Raw genomic sequence first — 15,052 nt, 5'->3', positions numbered from 1 at the left:
ACGTCACCAGGAGGTCGCATGTCGCTGAACGCCGAATCCACCGCCTTCCGCAGCGCGCTCGAGGTGATCCGGGCCGTCGAGCCGCGGGTGGCCGACGCCATCGGGGCGGAGCTGGCCGACCAGCGCGAGTCCCTCAAGCTCATCGCGAGCGAGAACTACGCCTCCCCGGCCACCCTGCTGGCCATGGGCAACTGGTTCAGCGACAAGTACGCCGAGGGCACCGTCGGGCGTCGCTTCTACGCCGGCTGCCAGAACGTCGACACCGTCGAGGCGCTCGCCGCCGAGCACGCGAAGGAGCTGTTCGGCGCCGCGCACGCGTACGTGCAGCCGCACTCCGGCATCGACGCCAACCTGGTCGCGTTCTGGGCGATCCTGGCCGACCGCGTCGAGTCCCCCGCGCTGAAGAAGGCCCAGGTACGCCAGGTCAACGACCTCACCGAGGCGGACTGGTTCGCGCTGCGCCGCGAGCTGGGCAACCAGCGGATGCTGGGCATGTCGCTGGACGCCGGCGGGCACCTCACCCACGGCTTCCGGCCGAACATCTCCGGCAAGATGTTCGACCAGCGCAGCTACGGCACCGACCCGACCACCGGCCTGATCGACTACGACAAGGTCGCCGAGGCGGCCCGCGAGTTCAAGCCGCTGATCCTGGTGGCCGGCTACTCGGCGTACCCGCGGAAGGTCAACTTCCGGATCATGCGGGAGATCGCCGACTCGGTGGGCGCCACCTTCATGGTCGACATGGCGCACTTCGCCGGCCTGGTCGCGGGCAAGGTCTTCACCGGCGACTTCGACCCGGTGCCGCACGCGCACATCGTCACCACCACCACCCACAAGTCGCTGCGCGGCCCGCGCGGCGGCATGGTGCTCTGCGGCCCGGAGCTGGCCGGCCAGGTCGACCGGGGCTGCCCGATGGTGCTCGGCGGCCCGCTGCCGCACGTGATGGCCGCCAAGGCGGTCGCCCTGGCCGAGGCCCGCCGTCCGGACTTCGCCGGCTACGCCCAGCGGATCGTCGACAACTCCCAGGCGCTCGCCGAGGGGCTGCTGCGCCGGGGCGCGAAGCTGGTCACGGGCGGCACCGACAACCATCTGGTGCTCATCGACGTCTCCGGCTACGGTCTCACCGGCCGGCAGGCCGAGCAGGCGCTGCTCGACTCGGGCATCGTCACCAACCGCAACGCCGTTCCGCAGGACCCGAACGGCGCCTGGTACACCTCGGGCATCCGGATCGGCACCCCGGCGCTGACCACCCGCGGTCTCGGCACGGCGGAGATGGACCAGACCGCCGAGCTGATCCACACCGTGCTCACCCAGACCACGTCGGGCGAGTCCAAGGCCAAGTACGTCCTCGACCCGGCGCTGGCCGACAAGGTGAGCAAGCAGGCCAGCGACCTGCTGACCACCTTCCCCCTCTACCCCGCCGTCGACCTGGGCTGACCCGCACACCCCGACGCCCCGCCCGGCCTTCCGGTCGCGCGGGGCTGTCAGGGGTGGGCGCGGTTGCGGAGGACGCGGAGGCGGTGGAGGACCTCGGTGCCGCCGCGACCGAAGTGGTCGTGCAGCGCGCGGTACTCGGCGTAGAGGTTGTCGTAGGCGGCGGCGCGGGCCGGGTCGGGGCGCCAGGTCTCGCGGTGCCGCGCGCCCATCGCCGCCGAGGCGGTCTCCACGTCCGGGTACGCCCCGGCGGCCACCGCCGCGTGGATCGCCGCGCCGAGGGCGGCCGGGTGCGCGGCGTCCAGCACGTGCAGCGGCCGGCGGAGCACGTCGGCGTAGATCCGCAGCAGCAGCCGGTTGGCAGTCAGCCCACCGGCGGCGGTCAGCTCGTCGACCGGCACCCCGGCCGCCTCGAACGCCTCGACCACCGTCCGCGCCCCGAACGCGGTGGCCTCCAGCAGCGCCCGCCAGATCTCCTCCGGCCGGGTGGCCAGGGTCAGCCCGACCAGCACGCCGCTCAGTTCGTGGTCCATCAGCACCGAGCGGTTGCCGCTGTGCCAGTCCAGCGCCAGCAGGCCGTGCCCGCCCACCGGCTGCGCGGCGGCGAGGGAGTCGAGCAGTTCGTACGGCGAGACCCCGCGCCGCCGCGCCTCGTCGGCGTACGACGCGGGCAGGGCCCGCTCGACGTACCAGGCGAAGATGTCGCCCACGCCGCTCTGCCCCGCCTCGTAGCCCCAGCCGCCGGCGGTGACCCCGCCCTCGACGACGCCGCAGACCCCGGGCACCTCGTGGCAGGCGTCCGAATTCATGATCAGGCAGGTGGAGGTGCCGAGGACGGCCAGCATCCGGCCCGGCTCGACCGACCGGGCCGCGGCGGCGGTGACGTGCGCGTCGATCGTGCCGGCGGCCACCGCGAGGCCGGCCGGCAGGCCGGTACACCGGGCCGCCTCGGCGGTGAGACCGCCGGCCCGGGTGCCGAGCGCCACGAGCGGGCCGTCCACCTTCGGCACCAGGTCGGGCAGGTCGGGATGGAGTGCGGCGAGGAACTCGGCGCCCGGGTAGCGGCCGTCCTGGCGCAGCCCCTTGAAGCCGGCGGCGGAGACGTTGCGGGTCTCCCGGCCGCAGAGCTGCCAGACCAGCCAGTCCGCGGTCTCGATCCAGCGCTCCGCGCGGTGGAAGACCGCCGGGTCCTCCTCCAGCACCGCCAGGGCCTTGGCGAGCTGCCATTCGGCCGAGACCCGGCCGCCGTAGCGGGCCAGCCACGGTTCGGCGCGCGCGGCGGCGAGGGTGTTGATCCGGTCGGCCTGCCGTTGCGCGGCGTGGTGCTTCCAGAGCTTCGGCCAGGCGTGCGGGCGGTCGCGCAGCTCAGGCAGCTCGGCGAGCGGGGTGCCGTCGGCCAGGGTTGGTAGCACGGTGCAGGAGGTGGCGTCCAGCCCGATGCCGATCACCTCGGCCGGGTCGATGCCGGCCGCGCGGACGGCGGCGGGCACGGCCGTCCGCAGCACCTCGCGGTGGTCCGCCGGATCCTGCAACGCCCAGTCCGGTGGCAGCGGCGGCCCGTCCGGCAGCCGGTCGGTGAGCACTCCGCGCCGGTACGCGTGGACCGCGCTGCCGAGTTCGGCGCCGTCGGCCGCGTCGACCACCACCGCCCGGCCGGAGAGCGTGCCGAAGTCCACGCCGACGACGTACCGGCCCACCGCTCCTCCTCCCGCCACCGTCGGCCCTGCGGCGGTGGTGGGAGAAGACGCTAATGGGTCAGGTGAGTGGGCGCTTCAGGTGGTACCGGTGCACCTCGGTGCTGCCCTGGACATTGTTGACGTCCTCGACGGCGGAGACCAGCTCCCAGCCCTCCCGGCCGGCCCGGTTGAGGTGCGCGATCGCGGTGTCGCAGTACGGGGTGATGTCGGTGCGTGAGCCGTCGGGGGCGTACCAGACGAACGAGACGTGGAAATTGCGGCCCTCCCCCTGATAGCGACGGACCAGCAACGCGTACTCCCAGGCAACCATCGGTCCATTATGATGGGTCGCCGAACGGCGGGGGATCGTGGCGTGGCCTCCCGGCCCGGATCAGGCGCCGCTGCCGGACCCCGCCGCGGCCGGCTGATCGACGGCCAGGTCGGCCCGGGTGGGCGGATCCGCCCCGCGCCGGGCGCAGGTCCGGGCGGCGACGTTGGCCGCCTCCGCCAGGACGGCGCCGAGCGTGTCCGGGCCGACGACGCCGAGCGCGGTCCGCCGCGCGGCACCGAGCACGTCCCGCTCGTTCAGCGCGGCCAGCAGCCCGGCCGTGAACGCGTCACCGGCCCCGACGGTGTCCACCACCTGCACCGGTCGGGCGTCCACCTGCACCGCGCCGCGCCGGGTGACCGCCCAGGCCCCGCCGTCGCCGCGGGTCACCACCACCAGGACGGCGCCCAGCTCCAGCCACTCCCGGCCCAGCTCCTCGTACCCGCGGCCCGGGTGGAGCCAGGCCAGGTCCTCCAGGCTGACCTTGACGACGTCGCTGACCGCCACCAGTTCCTCGACCCGGTGCCGGGCCGTGGTCCGGTCGCCCGTCAGGGCGGGCCGGCAGTTCGGGTCGTAGCTGATCATCATGGTCGCCCGCCGGTCCCGGACCAGCGCCAGCACGTCGTCGACGCCCGGTGCGAGGACCGTGGCGAGCGAGCCGGTGTGCAGGCACCGGCTCCCGGACCCGACACCGGTCAGCGCCCGGTCCGGGAAGGACCGCCAGGAGATGTCGAAGTCGTACCGGGCCTGTCCGTCCGCGCCCACCCGGGTCCGGGCCACGCTGGTGCTCGGCAGGTCCGGCACCGACGCCGGGTCCAGCCGTACGCCGCTGCCGGCCAGGTGGGCGCGGAGCAGCCGCCCGTGCGCGTCGTCACCGAGCTGGGTGAGCAGGGTGGTGGGTTGACCGAGGCGGGCGAGCGCCACGGCGACGTTCGCCGGGCTGCCCCCCGGGTGGGCGACCGCCTCGCCCGACGGATCCTCGATCAGATCCACCAGGCTCTCGCCGACAACGGTGATCACAGTCTTCCTTTCCCGGAACTGGCGGATTCGGCCACGTCTGCGGGGCTTCAGCCCGCCGTCCGCCCCGGCGTCTCCTCGAGGGTGGTCGCGCCGGTCATGATGGCCACCGCCTCCGGCATGGTGTGCGACGCCGGCGTCACCACGCCCGCACAGCGGCCCAGCCGCTGGATGTGGATGCGGTCGGCGACCTCGAACACGTGCGGCATGTTGTGGCTGATGAGAATGACCGGCAGCCCGCGCGACCGGACCTCCTCGATCATCCGGAGTACCTGGTTGGACTCCTTGACGCCGAGGGCCGCGGTGGGCTCGTCGAGCACGAGCACCTTGCTGCCGAAGGCCGCGGCCCGGGCGACCGACACGGCCTGACGCTGTCCTCCGGAGAGCGTCTCGACCGCCTGCGCGACGTTCTGCAGCGTGCCGATGCCGAGGTCGGCGAGGGCCTGCGCGGCCTCCCGACGCATGCCCTTCTGGTCGAGTACCCGGAACACCGAACCGAGCACGCCGCGCCGGCGCTTCTCCCGGCCCAGGAAGAGGTTGCTCGCGATGTCCAACGCCGGTGCCACCGCCAGTGTCTGGTAGACGGTCTCGATGCCGGCGTCCCGGGCGTCCTGTGGCCGCTTGAACTGCGCCGGCCTGCCCTCCAGGAACAGTTCCCCGGCATCCGGCGCCAGCGCGCCGGTCAGGCACTTGATCAGCGTGGACTTCCCCGCGCCGTTGTCCCCGATGACGGCGAGCACCTCGCCCGGGTACAGGTCGAGATCCACCCCGTCGAGCCCGACGACCCTGCCGAACGTCTTGACCAGGCCGCGGGCCGACAGCACCGGCGAACGTTGCCCGCTGTCGGCCGCGCCGGACCGGTCTGCGGGGATGTGCGTGGTGGTGGCGGTCATGACCTCACCTTCCTGATCCACTGGTCCACGGCCACGGCGAGGATCACCAGCAGGCCGACGGCGAGTACGCGGTACTGGTCGTCGACCCCGGCGAGGGAGAGCCCGCTGCGGAAGAAGCCGACGATCAGCGCGCCGAGCAGGGTGCCGAGCACGGCGCCGCGGCCACCGAAGAGGCTGGTGCCACCGATGACGACGGCGGTGATGCTCTCCAGGTTGGCGTCGGTGATGGCGTTCGGGCTGGCCGCGCCGGCCCGTCCGATCAGGATCCAGGCGGTGATGCCGTAGATGGCTCCGGCGACGACGTACACGCTGAGCAGGACCCGATCGACCCGGATGCCGGCGAGCCGGGCGGCCTCCTTGTCGTCACCCACCGCGTAGACGTGGCGGCCCCAGGCGGTCTTGGCCAGGGCGAAGCCCATCGCGAGGTAGAGCAGGACGACGGCGATCACGCCCACGGTGATCCGGAACCGGCCCACGGGGAAGGACTCGCCGGTCCAGCTGAGCACCGACGGCAGGTCGGTGGCCTGGACGCTCCGGCCCGCGGAATAGAGGAGTCCGAGGGCGGTGAAGACGCTGAGCGTACCGAGGGTGACGATGAAGGGCGGCAGCTTCAGCCGGGTCACCAGCGCGCCGTTCAGCGCGCCCGCCGCGGCGCCGACCGCGATGGCCAGGACGATGGCGAGGGCGCCCGGCAGCCCCTGCCCCTCGGCCAGCTTGGCCGCGAGCATCATGGCCAGGATGGCGATGGCGCCGACCGACAGGTCGATGCCGGCGGTCAGGATGATCAGTGTCTGCCCGACGGCGAGCGCGCCGATGACCGCCACCTGCTGCAGGACGAGCGACAGCGAGTTCGGCGAGGCGAAGCGCGGGTTGAGGGTGGAGAAGACGACGAACGAGATGACCAGCACGAGGAACGGGCTGATCGCGGGGTGGGCGTGCAGCAGGTGCTGAACGCGTTGCAGTGGCGAGTGCCGGCGCAGGGCGAACTGTTGCGCGGCGGTGGTCGGTGGTGTCGTGGTGGTCACGGTGGGCTCCCTGCCGGTGTCGGCGGTGGCGGACGAACCGCCCGGTCGAGGGCGCGGAGCGGAGGATGTCTCCGGCCCTCGACCGTGGCGGCGGTGGGCTCAGCCCCAGCAGCGCTGGGCGCCGTCGGCGCTGGTGATGCTCTCGACCCCGGTGGCGGCCTTGTCGGTGACCAGGGTGACGCCGGTGTCGAAGAAGTCGAGGCCCTCGGAGACCTTGGGCTTCTGCCCGTCGTTCGCGATCTTCTTGATCGCCTGCACGCCCAGCTCGGCCATCTTCAGCGGGTACTGCTGTGAGGTGGCGCCGATGACGCCGTCCTTGACCTGCCGTACGCCGTCGCACCCGCCGTCGACGGAGACGACCAGGACGCCCTGCGTCTTGCCGGCCGCCTGCAGCGCCTTGTGCGCGCCGACCGCGGCCGGCTCGTTGATGGTGTAGACGACGTTGATGCCGGGGTTCTTGGTCAGGCAGTTCTCCATCGCCGTCCGACCGCCGTCCTCGGCCCCGTTGGTCGGTTCGTTGCAGGCGATCGTGTAGCTGCCGCCGGAGTAGCTGCCCGTCTTGGCCTCGTCGCCGTTCTTCTTCTTGTCGGCGGTGTTGATGCCCATGCCGGTCAGGAAGCCCTGGTCCCGGTCGTAGTCGACGGAGACGACCTTGTCGTTGAACAGGTCCAGCAGGGCGATCGTCGCCGGCTTGCCGGCGAGCTGGGTCGCCGTCCACTTGCCGATCAGCTCGCCGGCCTTGAAGTTGTCGGTGGCGAAGGTGATGTCCACGGTGTTCGCCGGGTCGGGCGGGGTGTCCAGCGCGATGACGTAGAGTCCGGCGTCCCGCGCCTTCTTGATCGCCGGGTTGACGCCGGGGCCGTTCGGGGTGATCAGGATGCCCTCGTCGCCGCGGGCGATCGCGTCCTCGATGGCCTGCACCTGACCGGCCTCGTCGCCGTCCTCCTTGCCGGCGGTGACGGTCAGCTTCACGCCCTCCGCCTCGGCCGCCTTCTTCGCGCCCTGCTGCATGGTCACGAAGAACGGGTTCGTGGAGTTCTTGGTGATCAGCGAGACGGCGACGCTCTTGGCACCGTCGCCGGAGCCGCCCGAGCTGTCGCCGCACCCGCTGACGACCATGCTGGTCGCCGCCGCGGCGGCGACCAGCAGGGCCGCGCGGCGGCGGCCGATGCGCTGGATCATGTGTTCTCCCTCAAGACTCCCCCGGATCCGGCCGGGGCCACGATGACAACGATGTCAGCGCAGTTTCGGGTGAGGAACGGAGCGATGTCAATGGCTTGGCAGGTGGTTTTTCATAATCAGAACGTAACTTGCAAGTAACCTTGACATCGATGTCAGGCCCGCGAAGGATTCACCAACGGGGGCGCGACAGACCACCATCACCGACCAGATCTTCCCCGCGCTCACCAGCGACCAGACCCGCCTCTTCGCCGAGGGTGGTGACGTGGTGGTGCGATCGCTCACCGTCCGGCCGCTGCGGTCGGTGTGGCGATAACCTGGATTCGATCATCACCGGTCGAGGCAACGGCGTACGCCGCGGGCCCCGGCCGCCACCGCGTCATCCGCCCGGTAGGAGCGCTCATGCACGCTGCCGCCTCCGCTACCCCGACCGCCGCCAAGGCCCGGCCGACCCTGCGGGACGTCGCGCTGCTCGCCGGCGTGAGCCCGAAGACCGTCTCCCGCGTGGTCAACGGCGAGGCGGGCGTCTCCGAGCCGAAGACCGCCGCGGTGCGGCGGGCGATCGCCCAGCTGGACTATCGGCCCAACTTCACCGCGAGCAGCCTCCGGCGGTCCAGCGGCCGCAGCGCGGCGATCGCCGCGGTCCTGGAGGACCTGGCCAACCCCTTCTCGGCCGCCCTGCACCGGGCCCTCGAGGACGCCGCGCGGGATCGAGGCGTGCTCATCTTCGCCGGCAGCGTGGACGAGGACCCCGAACGGGAACGGGACCTCATCCACGCCTTCACCATGCGGCAGGCCGACGCCCTGGTCGTGGTGCCCGCCAGCGACGACCAGAGCTACCTGGCCGGCGAGGTCAACGCCGGCACCCCGGTGGTCTTCGTCGACCGGCCGCCGGTCGGACTGCCGGTCGACGCGGTCCTCGCCGACAACCACGACGGCGCCGCGTCCGCCGTCCACCACCTCGTCGCCCACGGCCACCGGACCATCGCCTACCTCGGCGATCTGCAGACGATCCCCACGGCCCGGCAGCGGTACCAGGGGTTCCGGGAGGCCCTCGCCGACCACGGCATCCGACCGTCCGCCGTCCCCGCCGTCCACGACCTGCACACCGAGCAGGAATCGGAGGACGCGGTACGCCGGCTGCTGGCCGCCGAGTCCCCGCCCACCGCGCTCTTCACCTCGCAGAACCTCGTCACCATCGGGGCCATCCGGGCCCTCCAGCAGCTCGGCCGGCAGCACGAGGTCGCTCTCGTCGGCTTCGACGACTTCCCCCTCGCCGACCTCCTTCAGCCGGCGGTCACGGTGATCGCGCAGGACCCCTCCGAGATGGGCCGGGTCGCCGCGTCGCTGATCTTCCGGCGCCTGGACGGCGAGCAGTGGCGCCCGCGGACCCATCTGGTGGCGACCCGGCTGATCCCCCGCGGCTCGGGCGAGATCAGGGGGCCGCACCGGGACTGACGAATGCTCCCGCCGACCGGGCGGTCCGCAGTTCGTCGGTGATCAGGGCGGCCAGCCGGTCCAGGCCCAGGTCGATCTGCTCCGGCGTCACCGCGCTGACCGACAGCCGCAGCGCGTCGACCGTCGCCCTGTCGTCGTAGAAGTGCGCCATCGGGGTCCAGAGCACGCCGTACCCGCGGCAGGTTCCAGCGCACCGGACCGTCGGACCCGAACCGGCGGGCCAGCCCGTCGACCAGGTGCCGCAGGTTGCGGGCGTACACGGCCCGTTCCCGGACGTTCGCCGCCACCAGCGAGCAGCCGTGTGCCAGCAGCGCCCCACCGATTGGCGACCGGCTGGCGGTGGTGCTCACCGTGACGTTCCTGTCCGGGGTGGCGATCGCGGCGGTGAACCCGCTGCTCGGCGCGGCCCTGTACGAGCGGGTGCCGGAGTCGTTGCAGACAAGGGTGCTCGGCATCTCCGGCTCGGTGGCCTTCCTCGGGCTGCCGGTGGGGGCGCTGCCGGGGGGCTGGTCGGTGGCGGCTCTCGGGTTGACCCCGGCGCTGCTGGTGATGTCGGTGGCCTGCCTGGTGCTCACCGTCGGACCGCTGCTGACCGGGCAGCTCCGGGTCGGGCGCCCGGAGCCCGAGCCCGCAGTGCCGTCACAGGTGTGACGGCTACCGGTAGCGCAACAGCACGACCCCGTTGCCGAACGGCCGGGACTCGACCAGCCGCAGGTCGACCGGCGTGTCCGAGGGTGGAAAGAGCGGCTTGCCCCGGCCGATGGCGACCGGGTGGAGGTAGATCCGGTACTCGTCGACCAGCCCGAGGCGCCGGAAGGCGGACGCCAGGTCCGCGCCGCCGACCACCAGGTCACCGCCGGGCTGGGCCTTGAGCGCCATGACCTCCTCGGGGACGACCTCCCGGACGACCGTGGCGTTCCAGTCGGCGCGCTCCAGCGTCCGGGAGTAGACGACCTTCGGCATGTCTCGCCAGATCCCGGCGAACTCACGGGTCGCCGCGCTGGCCGCCGGATCCCGGTCGGCGGTCGGCCAGAAGGCGGCCATCAGCTCGTAGGTGCGGCGACCGTCCAGGAAGGCGCCCGCGGTGCGTAGCTCGTCGTTGAAGTGCTGGTGCAGTTCCTCGTCGACCCGGTGCCAGTCGAGCTCCCGGTCCGGTCCCTCGATGAAGCCGTCGAGCGAGATGGACATCCATACGATGATCCTGCGCATCACGGTCCTTTCCCGTTTGCCGGCAAAGGGCCATTCTGTCAAGATCGTCGGATGGACGGGGGCCAGGTGACCGCGCTGCTGGACGAGTTCGCCGCCTACGGGCTACGGGTCTGGGTGGCCGGCGGCTGGGCGGTGGACGCGGTGGTGGGCCGGCAGACCCGCCCGCACGCCGACCTCGACCTGGCGATCGACGCCGACCAGCAGGCGGAGCTGCTCGCGCTGCTCGGCCGGCTCGGCTTCGTGACCACGGTGGACTGGCTGCCGGTACGCGCCGAGCTGACCGCGCCGGACGGCCGGAAGGTCGACCTCCACCCGGTGACGTTCCGCCCGGACGGCAGCGGCGTCCAGTCCGGTCTGGACGGCGTCTCGTTCGGATACGCGGCGGACGGTTTCGCCACCGGCCTGATCGAGGGACGACCGGTGCCGTGCCTGTCGGTGGCCCAGCAGCTCCGGTTCCGGGAGGGCTACCCGCCACGGGAGATCGACCACGACGACGTCGCGCTGCTGCGCGGGCGCTAGGCAGCCTTCCCGGGGGCGGTCCCGTCCGCGTCGTCCAGGCGTCAGGACGGGTCGCCGAAGTCGACGTCCCTGGTCTCGACCGTGCCGGCCGTCCGCCCCGGGGCCGTCTGGTAGGTCCAGTACAGGTTGGTGTGCGCGATGACCTGCTCCGGCGGCGGCGCGCCCCACGCCGTCTGGTCCCCCGTCGTGTGGGCGTCGCTGACCAGGGTCGCGTCGTACCCTCTGACGAGCGCACCGTGGAGCGTCGAGCGGATGCACGCATCGGTCTGGGCGCCGACGACGACGAGTCGCCCGACCCCGAGGCCCGACAGCACCGCCTCGAGAGTGGTGTCCTCGAAGGAGTCGCCGTAGGCCTTCTCGACGAGCGGCTCGGCGTTGCCCGGCTTCAGCTCGGGGACGATCCGCCAGGCGTCGCTCCCCCCGGAAGGTGCTCGTCGGAGTGCTGGACCCAGACGACGGGGACCCGTTCCCGCCGCGCCTTCTCGACCAGGTTGCTGACGTTCGCGACGACCGCGTCACGCTCGTGCGCCCCCTCGACGACGCCGTTCTGCACGTCGACGACGAGGAGTGCGTTGTGCGGCCGGCTCTCCAGTGTGGTCACGTTTTCGCCTTTCTCACGCTGAGTCCCTGTGTCCCCGCACCATAGGCCGACCCACCGACAGGACCGCCCGTCCCATGACGCGGGGTCGCAGCTCCTCCCGGCGGCCGGCAGGCGACGGCCATCGGCGCTGGTGTTCCTCTCAGTTTTGATTAGCCGTTTGCTGGAGGGTGACGCGTCCACGTCGGACCTTCTCGAGGATCGGTTCGGCGGTGGTGGTCCACACGAACGGTTTCGGGTCGTCGTTGTGCACCCGTAGGTACTCCTCGATCGCCTGGACGAGGTCGCCGACGCTGTGGAACACCCCACGGCGGATCATTTTGCCGGTCAGTTCGGCGAACCAACGCTCGACGAGGTTCAACCACTGGGTGACCCGCTGCTCGTGGTGCGCCCCATCGCGCGGCTCAACGAGGTCCTCGATCGCTGCCTTTCGCCGCGTGCCGTCCTGGCGGCGCCTTCCGTCGCCCACCAGGCCGCACTCGTCGCCGGCCCCGACGTCCGCGTCCGGCCCGCAGGCGATGGTACGCCGGCACCCGAGCCGGCTGCGTCCCGCCGTGGTGATCGACCTGACGTGACCTACCTCAATCGCCGACGGTGACCCTGCTCGTGAATCCGACGAGATTCTTCATCGCCCGGTCGATCCGCTCGTCGAGGGTAAGGGTCTCCTCGTGTCGGACAAGTCGAAGTCTCGGCTGGCGCTTGCCCCGCAGGTACAACGAGCAGGCGAGGTCGGCGCATATGTATTGGCCCACGGAGTTGCCTTGCCGCCCGGCGGCTCCGGCCAGCGGCGCGACGAACAGGCATACGCCGGACGCCGCATGGCCGGTGAAGCAGATGTGGCAGATGCTGGACCTCATGGCGCTGGAGCGCCGAGCGTCAGGCCGCCGGAGGACGACGCCGAGAGGTCCTTCCTCGTTCGGAACGACAAGCAGCGCGCGCAGCGGCGCCCCCGGGTCGGTCCAGCCGAGAAAGTCGAGTTCGCTCCACTCGATTTCCCGCAAGTGGGTCGGCATCCGGATCCGGGAGGCCTCCCCTTTGCTGCAGTTGACGAAGGAGCGTCGGATGTCGTTCTCAGTCAGCGGATCCATGGCCCGGAATTTAGCTGATCGTACCCGTGAATTCGCCCTTGTTTTTCGCTTGCCCGCCTCTGCCAAGTGTCCGCGGTGTCCCGGCGTTCTGGCCGTGAGCAGAGCGCACGTTGATGCCAGGCGGACCGACGACATCGATATGGACGACTGTTCCTGCCGGAAGTCGGACGGCCGTCCCGCCGGTCGGCGCGCCGGCGTGTTCCTGATGTTGGTACGGATCCTGCAAGAAGAGGAGATGGTATGAGCACGAATTCCTTCGACGATCCCGCAGGCAGCTACTGTTCTGTCTCAGTTCGGCTAGCCACCTGTTGAAGGGTGATGCGTCCACGTCGGACCTTGGTAAGGATCGATTCGGTGGTAGCGGTCCACGGGCGGCAGCGCGAGCCAGTCCTGCCAGGTAATGTCGCGGCCCAGATGACGGGACTGCTGGAAGGGCCAGTCGGCGGCGATCCACTGCGGCACCAGCGCGTCGAGCGCGCGCTCCACCTCGCCGCCGACAAGGTCGTCCACCACCCACCAGGAGACCTCGCCGTCGGAGCCGGTGCGCTCGGGCGGGTCGATGTAGACGCAGCCGAGGATCGCCGTCTCCTCCTCGTCCAGCAGCGCGTAGTTGAACGACTGGTGCGCGGCTATCTCCTTCTCGTGCCGCAGCAAGTCGATGCGGTCCTCTTCATAGGTCATCGTCTCGTTGGGCCAAGCCCAGGCCGGGCCGAAGATCTCCCACAAGCGCTCTCGGGAGCCCATCACGGCGGAGTAGTCGAGCGCGGTGTCCGCCTCCCGGATCGGCCGCAGGTGAAGCACGGTGTTGGGCACGGGCACGTAGACGGGGTGGACGAAGTCGTCAGGCAGCCAACTCATGAGGGCCGAGGCTACAACCGGTCGGCGCGGGACGATCCAGGCGGCGCGGGCGCCACGGCGGACGACCACCGGGCTTCGACAAGACCGCAAACAAGCAGCGCAACACCGTAGAGCGCTGCATCAATCGGCTCAAGCAGTGGCGCGGCATCGCCACCCGCTACGACAAGACCGCCCGCATCTACCAAGCCACCCTGAACATCGCAGCAATCTTCCTGTGGACCAAGTGATCCAACAGACAGGCCCTAACCCTCCGCCACCGCCCGGTCCAGGTGGCGGTCGATCCCGTCGGTCATCCGCGCGAACTCCGCCACCAGGTCGACGTCGTACCGGTCGGCGAGGACGAGCACCGACCAGAGGCAGTCGGCCAACTCGTGGGCGAGCCGTTCCCGCGCGTCCGCGATCTCGCGCCGCCCGTCGACCGCCAGCACCAGCTTGGCGAGGTCGCCGACGTCGCCGACGAAACCCAGCGCCAGGTCCCCGGTGCTCCACGGAACCCGACCGGCGGCGAGGTGGTGCCGGTCGTACCGGTCGGCGACCGCCCGGGCCCGGGCCTGCAACTCGGCAAGATCCATGGCCGGAATCTACCGCGGCCCAGGGGTCGGTGGGCGGGAGTACTGTCGGGCCATGGCGACCTGGGACGACGTACGACGGATCGCGCTCGCCCTGCCGGAGACCACCGAGCGTGGCTCACACGACGACCTGCCCGCGTGGCGGGTCCGGGACAAGATGTTCGTGTGGGACCGACCGCTGCGCACGAGTGACCTGGCAGCGCTGGGCGACGCCGGGCCGGACGGGCCGGTGCTCGGCGCCCGGGTGCCCGACCTGGGCGCCAGGGAGGCGCTGCTCGCCGACGATCCCGAGGTTTACTTCACCACCCCGCACTTCGACGGATACCCGGCGGTGCTGGTCCGGCTCGATCGGATCGGCGTCGAGGAGCTGACCGAGCTGATCACCGAGGCCTGGTACGCCCGCGCCCCGAAGCGCCTCGCAAAACAGTTCAGGACGACGATGGGCTGAGGTCCGTACCGGATCGGCCCGCTTGCCATAGCCTCGGCCGATGCGGGCGGCGCACGACCGGGTGGACGCGATCGTCTTCGACATGGACGGCACGCTGATCGAATCCCACGCGGTGGTGCCCGCGGCCTACCGCGCCGCCATCGTGGACGGCGGCGGACCGGTGCTCTCCGATGCCGAGATCATCGCCGGGTACCCGCTGGGGCCGCCGGCCGCGCTGCTGACCCACCTGCTCCGACGGCCGGCCACCGACCGGGACCTCGCCCGCTACCACGCCCACCTGACCGCCCTCGCCACGCAGGTCACCGCCTATCCCGGGGTGGCCGACCTGCTCGCCGGCGTCGCCGGACGGAGGGCGGTCGGTCTGTTCACCGGCGCCAGCCACCGGGCGGCCGAGATCCTGCTCGACCGGGTCGGTCTGCGCGGGCACTTCCAGGTCGTCGTCGGCGGGGACGAGGTCGCGCGGCCCAAACCCGAGCCCGACGGTGTCGAGCTGGCCTGCCGGCTGCTGGGCGTCGAGCCCACCCGCACCGCGTACGTCGGTGACTCGCCGCTCGACCTGCGGGCGGCGCGACGCAGCGGCGCGCTGGCGGTGGCCGCCGGCTGGGGCCATCAGTACGACCCGGGTGAGCCGGCGGACCGTACCGCCGGCCATCCTCGTGATCTGCTGTCGCTGATCGGCTGAGCGCGGGTCACGGCCCGGGCGGGAGCACCGCCTGCTCCGGGGTGTCGACGGGCGCGGGCCGAGCACCGGCT

The 15,052-nt window shown here is 71.7% G+C and carries 18 protein-coding genes and 3 pseudogenes; 8 read left to right on the top strand and 13 right to left on the bottom strand.

From position 1 onward, the window contains the following. Window positions 1-18: 18 nt before the first annotated feature. Entirely contained in the window at window positions 19-1,437 is a 1,419-nt protein-coding gene (locus tag SLP03_RS17830) for a glycine hydroxymethyltransferase (RefSeq protein ID WP_319461725.1), read from the top strand. Between the two features lie 47 nt (window positions 1,438-1,484). Here SLP03_RS17830 and SLP03_RS17825 read toward each other — a convergent pair whose 3' ends face one another. From SLP03_RS17825 to SLP03_RS17800, 6 genes are all read right to left on the bottom strand, one after another. Continuing rightward, window positions 1,485-3,131 (bottom strand): ribulokinase, encoded by a 1,647-nt coding sequence (locus SLP03_RS17825; RefSeq protein WP_319461724.1) that lies wholly within the window; start codon window positions 3,129-3,131, stop codon window positions 1,485-1,487. A 58-nt stretch (window positions 3,132-3,189) separates the two neighbouring features. Continuing rightward, window positions 3,190-3,441, bottom strand: a complete 252-nt coding sequence (locus SLP03_RS17820) for a hypothetical protein (protein ID WP_319461723.1) — start codon at window positions 3,439-3,441, stop codon at window positions 3,190-3,192. A gap of 60 nt (window positions 3,442-3,501) precedes the next feature. Next, the gene (locus tag SLP03_RS17815; protein ID WP_319461722.1) at window positions 3,502-4,458 is read right to left on the bottom strand and encodes a carbohydrate kinase; all 957 of its coding nucleotides are present in this window, start codon (window positions 4,456-4,458) and stop codon (window positions 3,502-3,504) included. A 47-nt stretch (window positions 4,459-4,505) separates the two neighbouring features. Beyond that, window positions 4,506-5,348: an ATP-binding cassette domain-containing protein gene (locus SLP03_RS17810; protein WP_319461721.1), complete on the bottom strand. Its 843-nt coding sequence runs from the start codon at window positions 5,346-5,348 to the stop codon at window positions 4,506-4,508. Then, on the bottom strand, window positions 5,345-6,373 hold the full coding sequence (locus SLP03_RS17805; RefSeq protein WP_319461720.1) for an ABC transporter permease: 1,029 nt from the start codon (window positions 6,371-6,373) through the stop codon (window positions 5,345-5,347). Before SLP03_RS17805 ends, SLP03_RS17810 begins: the two co-directional genes overlap by 4 nt. 99 nt (window positions 6,374-6,472) lie before the next feature. Next, window positions 6,473-7,555 (bottom strand): substrate-binding domain-containing protein, encoded by a 1,083-nt coding sequence (locus SLP03_RS17800; RefSeq protein WP_319461719.1) that lies wholly within the window; start codon window positions 7,553-7,555, stop codon window positions 6,473-6,475. Window positions 7,556-7,700: 145 nt separating this feature from the next. Between SLP03_RS17800 and SLP03_RS31675 the strand changes: the two genes are divergently transcribed. Together SLP03_RS31675 and SLP03_RS17795 are read left to right on the top strand one after the other, a co-directional pair. Beyond that, a complete protein-coding gene (locus tag SLP03_RS31675; RefSeq protein WP_413644547.1) occupies window positions 7,701-7,868 on the top strand; it encodes a GH32 C-terminal domain-containing protein in 168 nt (55 codons plus the stop codon). 86 nt (window positions 7,869-7,954) lie between these two features. After that, on the top strand, window positions 7,955-9,010 hold the full coding sequence (locus SLP03_RS17795) for a LacI family DNA-binding transcriptional regulator (protein WP_319461718.1): 1,056 nt from the start codon (window positions 7,955-7,957) through the stop codon (window positions 9,008-9,010). Here the strand turns inward: SLP03_RS17795 and SLP03_RS17790 are convergent. Further along, window positions 8,988-9,366: pseudogene (locus SLP03_RS17790) on the bottom strand (PLP-dependent aminotransferase family protein); the annotation flags it as partial. The gene SLP03_RS17795 and the pseudogene SLP03_RS17790 sit on opposite strands and share 23 nt — an antisense overlap. Between SLP03_RS17790 and SLP03_RS17785 the strand changes: the two are divergent. Beyond that, window positions 9,350-9,661 (top strand): MFS transporter, encoded by a 312-nt coding sequence (locus SLP03_RS17785; protein WP_413644545.1) that lies wholly within the window; start codon window positions 9,350-9,352, stop codon window positions 9,659-9,661. The pseudogene SLP03_RS17790 and the gene SLP03_RS17785 overlap by 17 nt on opposite strands. A gap of 3 nt (window positions 9,662-9,664) precedes the next feature. On the opposite strand, the gene SLP03_RS17780 is transcribed toward SLP03_RS17785, so the two are convergent. After that, the gene (locus tag SLP03_RS17780) at window positions 9,665-10,198 is read right to left on the bottom strand and encodes a dihydrofolate reductase family protein (RefSeq protein ID WP_319461717.1); all 534 of its coding nucleotides are present in this window, start codon (window positions 10,196-10,198) and stop codon (window positions 9,665-9,667) included. A gap of 72 nt (window positions 10,199-10,270) precedes the next feature. On the opposite strand from SLP03_RS17780, the gene SLP03_RS17775 reads away from it, so the two are divergent. Further along, on the top strand, window positions 10,271-10,738 hold the full coding sequence (locus SLP03_RS17775; RefSeq protein WP_319461716.1) for a nucleotidyltransferase domain-containing protein: 468 nt from the start codon (window positions 10,271-10,273) through the stop codon (window positions 10,736-10,738). A gap of 41 nt (window positions 10,739-10,779) precedes the next feature. Here SLP03_RS17775 and SLP03_RS17770 read toward each other — a convergent pair. From SLP03_RS17770 to SLP03_RS17755, 4 genes and pseudogenes are all read right to left on the bottom strand, one after another. Continuing rightward, window positions 10,780-11,291: pseudogene (locus tag SLP03_RS17770) on the bottom strand (isochorismatase family protein). 187 nt (window positions 11,292-11,478) lie between these two features. Continuing rightward, window positions 11,479-11,805 (bottom strand): hypothetical protein, encoded by a 327-nt coding sequence (locus SLP03_RS17765; protein ID WP_413644544.1) that lies wholly within the window; start codon window positions 11,803-11,805, stop codon window positions 11,479-11,481. A gap of 112 nt (window positions 11,806-11,917) precedes the next feature. After that, window positions 11,918-12,424, bottom strand: coding sequence for an FBP domain-containing protein (locus tag SLP03_RS17760; RefSeq protein ID WP_319461715.1), 507 nt, complete (start codon window positions 12,422-12,424; stop codon window positions 11,918-11,920). A 297-nt stretch (window positions 12,425-12,721) separates the two neighbouring features. Then, a complete protein-coding gene (locus SLP03_RS17755; RefSeq protein ID WP_319461714.1) occupies window positions 12,722-13,282 on the bottom strand; it encodes an N-acetyltransferase in 561 nt (186 codons plus the stop codon). A 32-nt stretch (window positions 13,283-13,314) separates the two neighbouring features. Between SLP03_RS17755 and SLP03_RS17750 the strand changes: the two are divergent. Then, window positions 13,315-13,464, top strand: a pseudogene (locus tag SLP03_RS17750) (IS5/IS1182 family transposase); the annotation flags it as partial. A gap of 60 nt (window positions 13,465-13,524) precedes the next feature. On the opposite strand, the gene SLP03_RS17745 reads toward SLP03_RS17750, so the two are convergent. Next, a complete protein-coding gene (locus SLP03_RS17745; protein WP_319461713.1) occupies window positions 13,525-13,854 on the bottom strand; it encodes a nucleotide pyrophosphohydrolase in 330 nt (109 codons plus the stop codon). Window positions 13,855-13,906: 52 nt separating this feature from the next. Here SLP03_RS17745 and SLP03_RS17740 point away from each other — a divergent pair, with 52 nt between their 5' ends. Continuing rightward, the gene (locus SLP03_RS17740) at window positions 13,907-14,299 is read left to right on the top strand and encodes an MmcQ/YjbR family DNA-binding protein (RefSeq protein WP_319461712.1); all 393 of its coding nucleotides are present in this window, start codon (window positions 13,907-13,909) and stop codon (window positions 14,297-14,299) included. Between the two features lie 40 nt (window positions 14,300-14,339). Then, window positions 14,340-14,981 (top strand): HAD family hydrolase, encoded by a 642-nt coding sequence (locus SLP03_RS17735; RefSeq protein WP_319461711.1) that lies wholly within the window; start codon window positions 14,340-14,342, stop codon window positions 14,979-14,981. Window positions 14,982-15,052: the final 71 nt, after the last annotated feature.

It is taken from the genome of Micromonospora sp. RTP1Z1 (assembly GCF_033804685.1).
Lineage (GTDB): Bacteria > Actinomycetota > Actinomycetes > Mycobacteriales > Micromonosporaceae > Micromonospora.
The sequence above is the reverse complement of the archived record's forward strand: the minus strand, read 5'-3'. Positions and strand labels throughout refer to the sequence as shown.

Coding starts and splice junctions, on each gene's coding strand:
- SLP03_RS17830 (WP_319461725.1), top strand. CDS start 19: ATGTCGCTGAACGCCGAATCCACCGCCTTCCGCAGCGCGCTCGAGGTG.
- SLP03_RS17820 (WP_319461723.1), bottom strand. CDS start 3,441: ATGGTTGCCTGGGAGTACGCGTTGCTGGTCCGTCGCTATCAGGGGGAG.
- SLP03_RS17810 (WP_319461721.1), bottom strand. CDS start 5,348: ATGACCGCCACCACCACGCACATCCCCGCAGACCGGTCCGGCGCGGCC.
- SLP03_RS17800 (WP_319461719.1), bottom strand. CDS start 7,555: ATGATCCAGCGCATCGGCCGCCGCCGCGCGGCCCTGCTGGTCGCCGCC.
- SLP03_RS17795 (WP_319461718.1), top strand. CDS start 7,955: ATGCACGCTGCCGCCTCCGCTACCCCGACCGCCGCCAAGGCCCGGCCG.
- SLP03_RS17780 (WP_319461717.1), bottom strand. CDS start 10,198: ATGTCCATCTCGCTCGACGGCTTCATCGAGGGACCGGACCGGGAGCTC.
- SLP03_RS17775 (WP_319461716.1), top strand. CDS start 10,271: ATGGACGGGGGCCAGGTGACCGCGCTGCTGGACGAGTTCGCCGCCTAC.
- SLP03_RS17760 (WP_319461715.1), bottom strand. CDS start 12,424: ATGGATCCGCTGACTGAGAACGACATCCGACGCTCCTTCGTCAACTGC.
- SLP03_RS17755 (WP_319461714.1), bottom strand. CDS start 13,282: ATGAGTTGGCTGCCTGACGACTTCGTCCACCCCGTCTACGTGCCCGTG.
- SLP03_RS17745 (WP_319461713.1), bottom strand. CDS start 13,854: ATGGATCTTGCCGAGTTGCAGGCCCGGGCCCGGGCGGTCGCCGACCGG.
- SLP03_RS17740 (WP_319461712.1), top strand. CDS start 13,907: ATGGCGACCTGGGACGACGTACGACGGATCGCGCTCGCCCTGCCGGAG.
- SLP03_RS17735 (WP_319461711.1), top strand. CDS start 14,340: ATGCGGGCGGCGCACGACCGGGTGGACGCGATCGTCTTCGACATGGAC.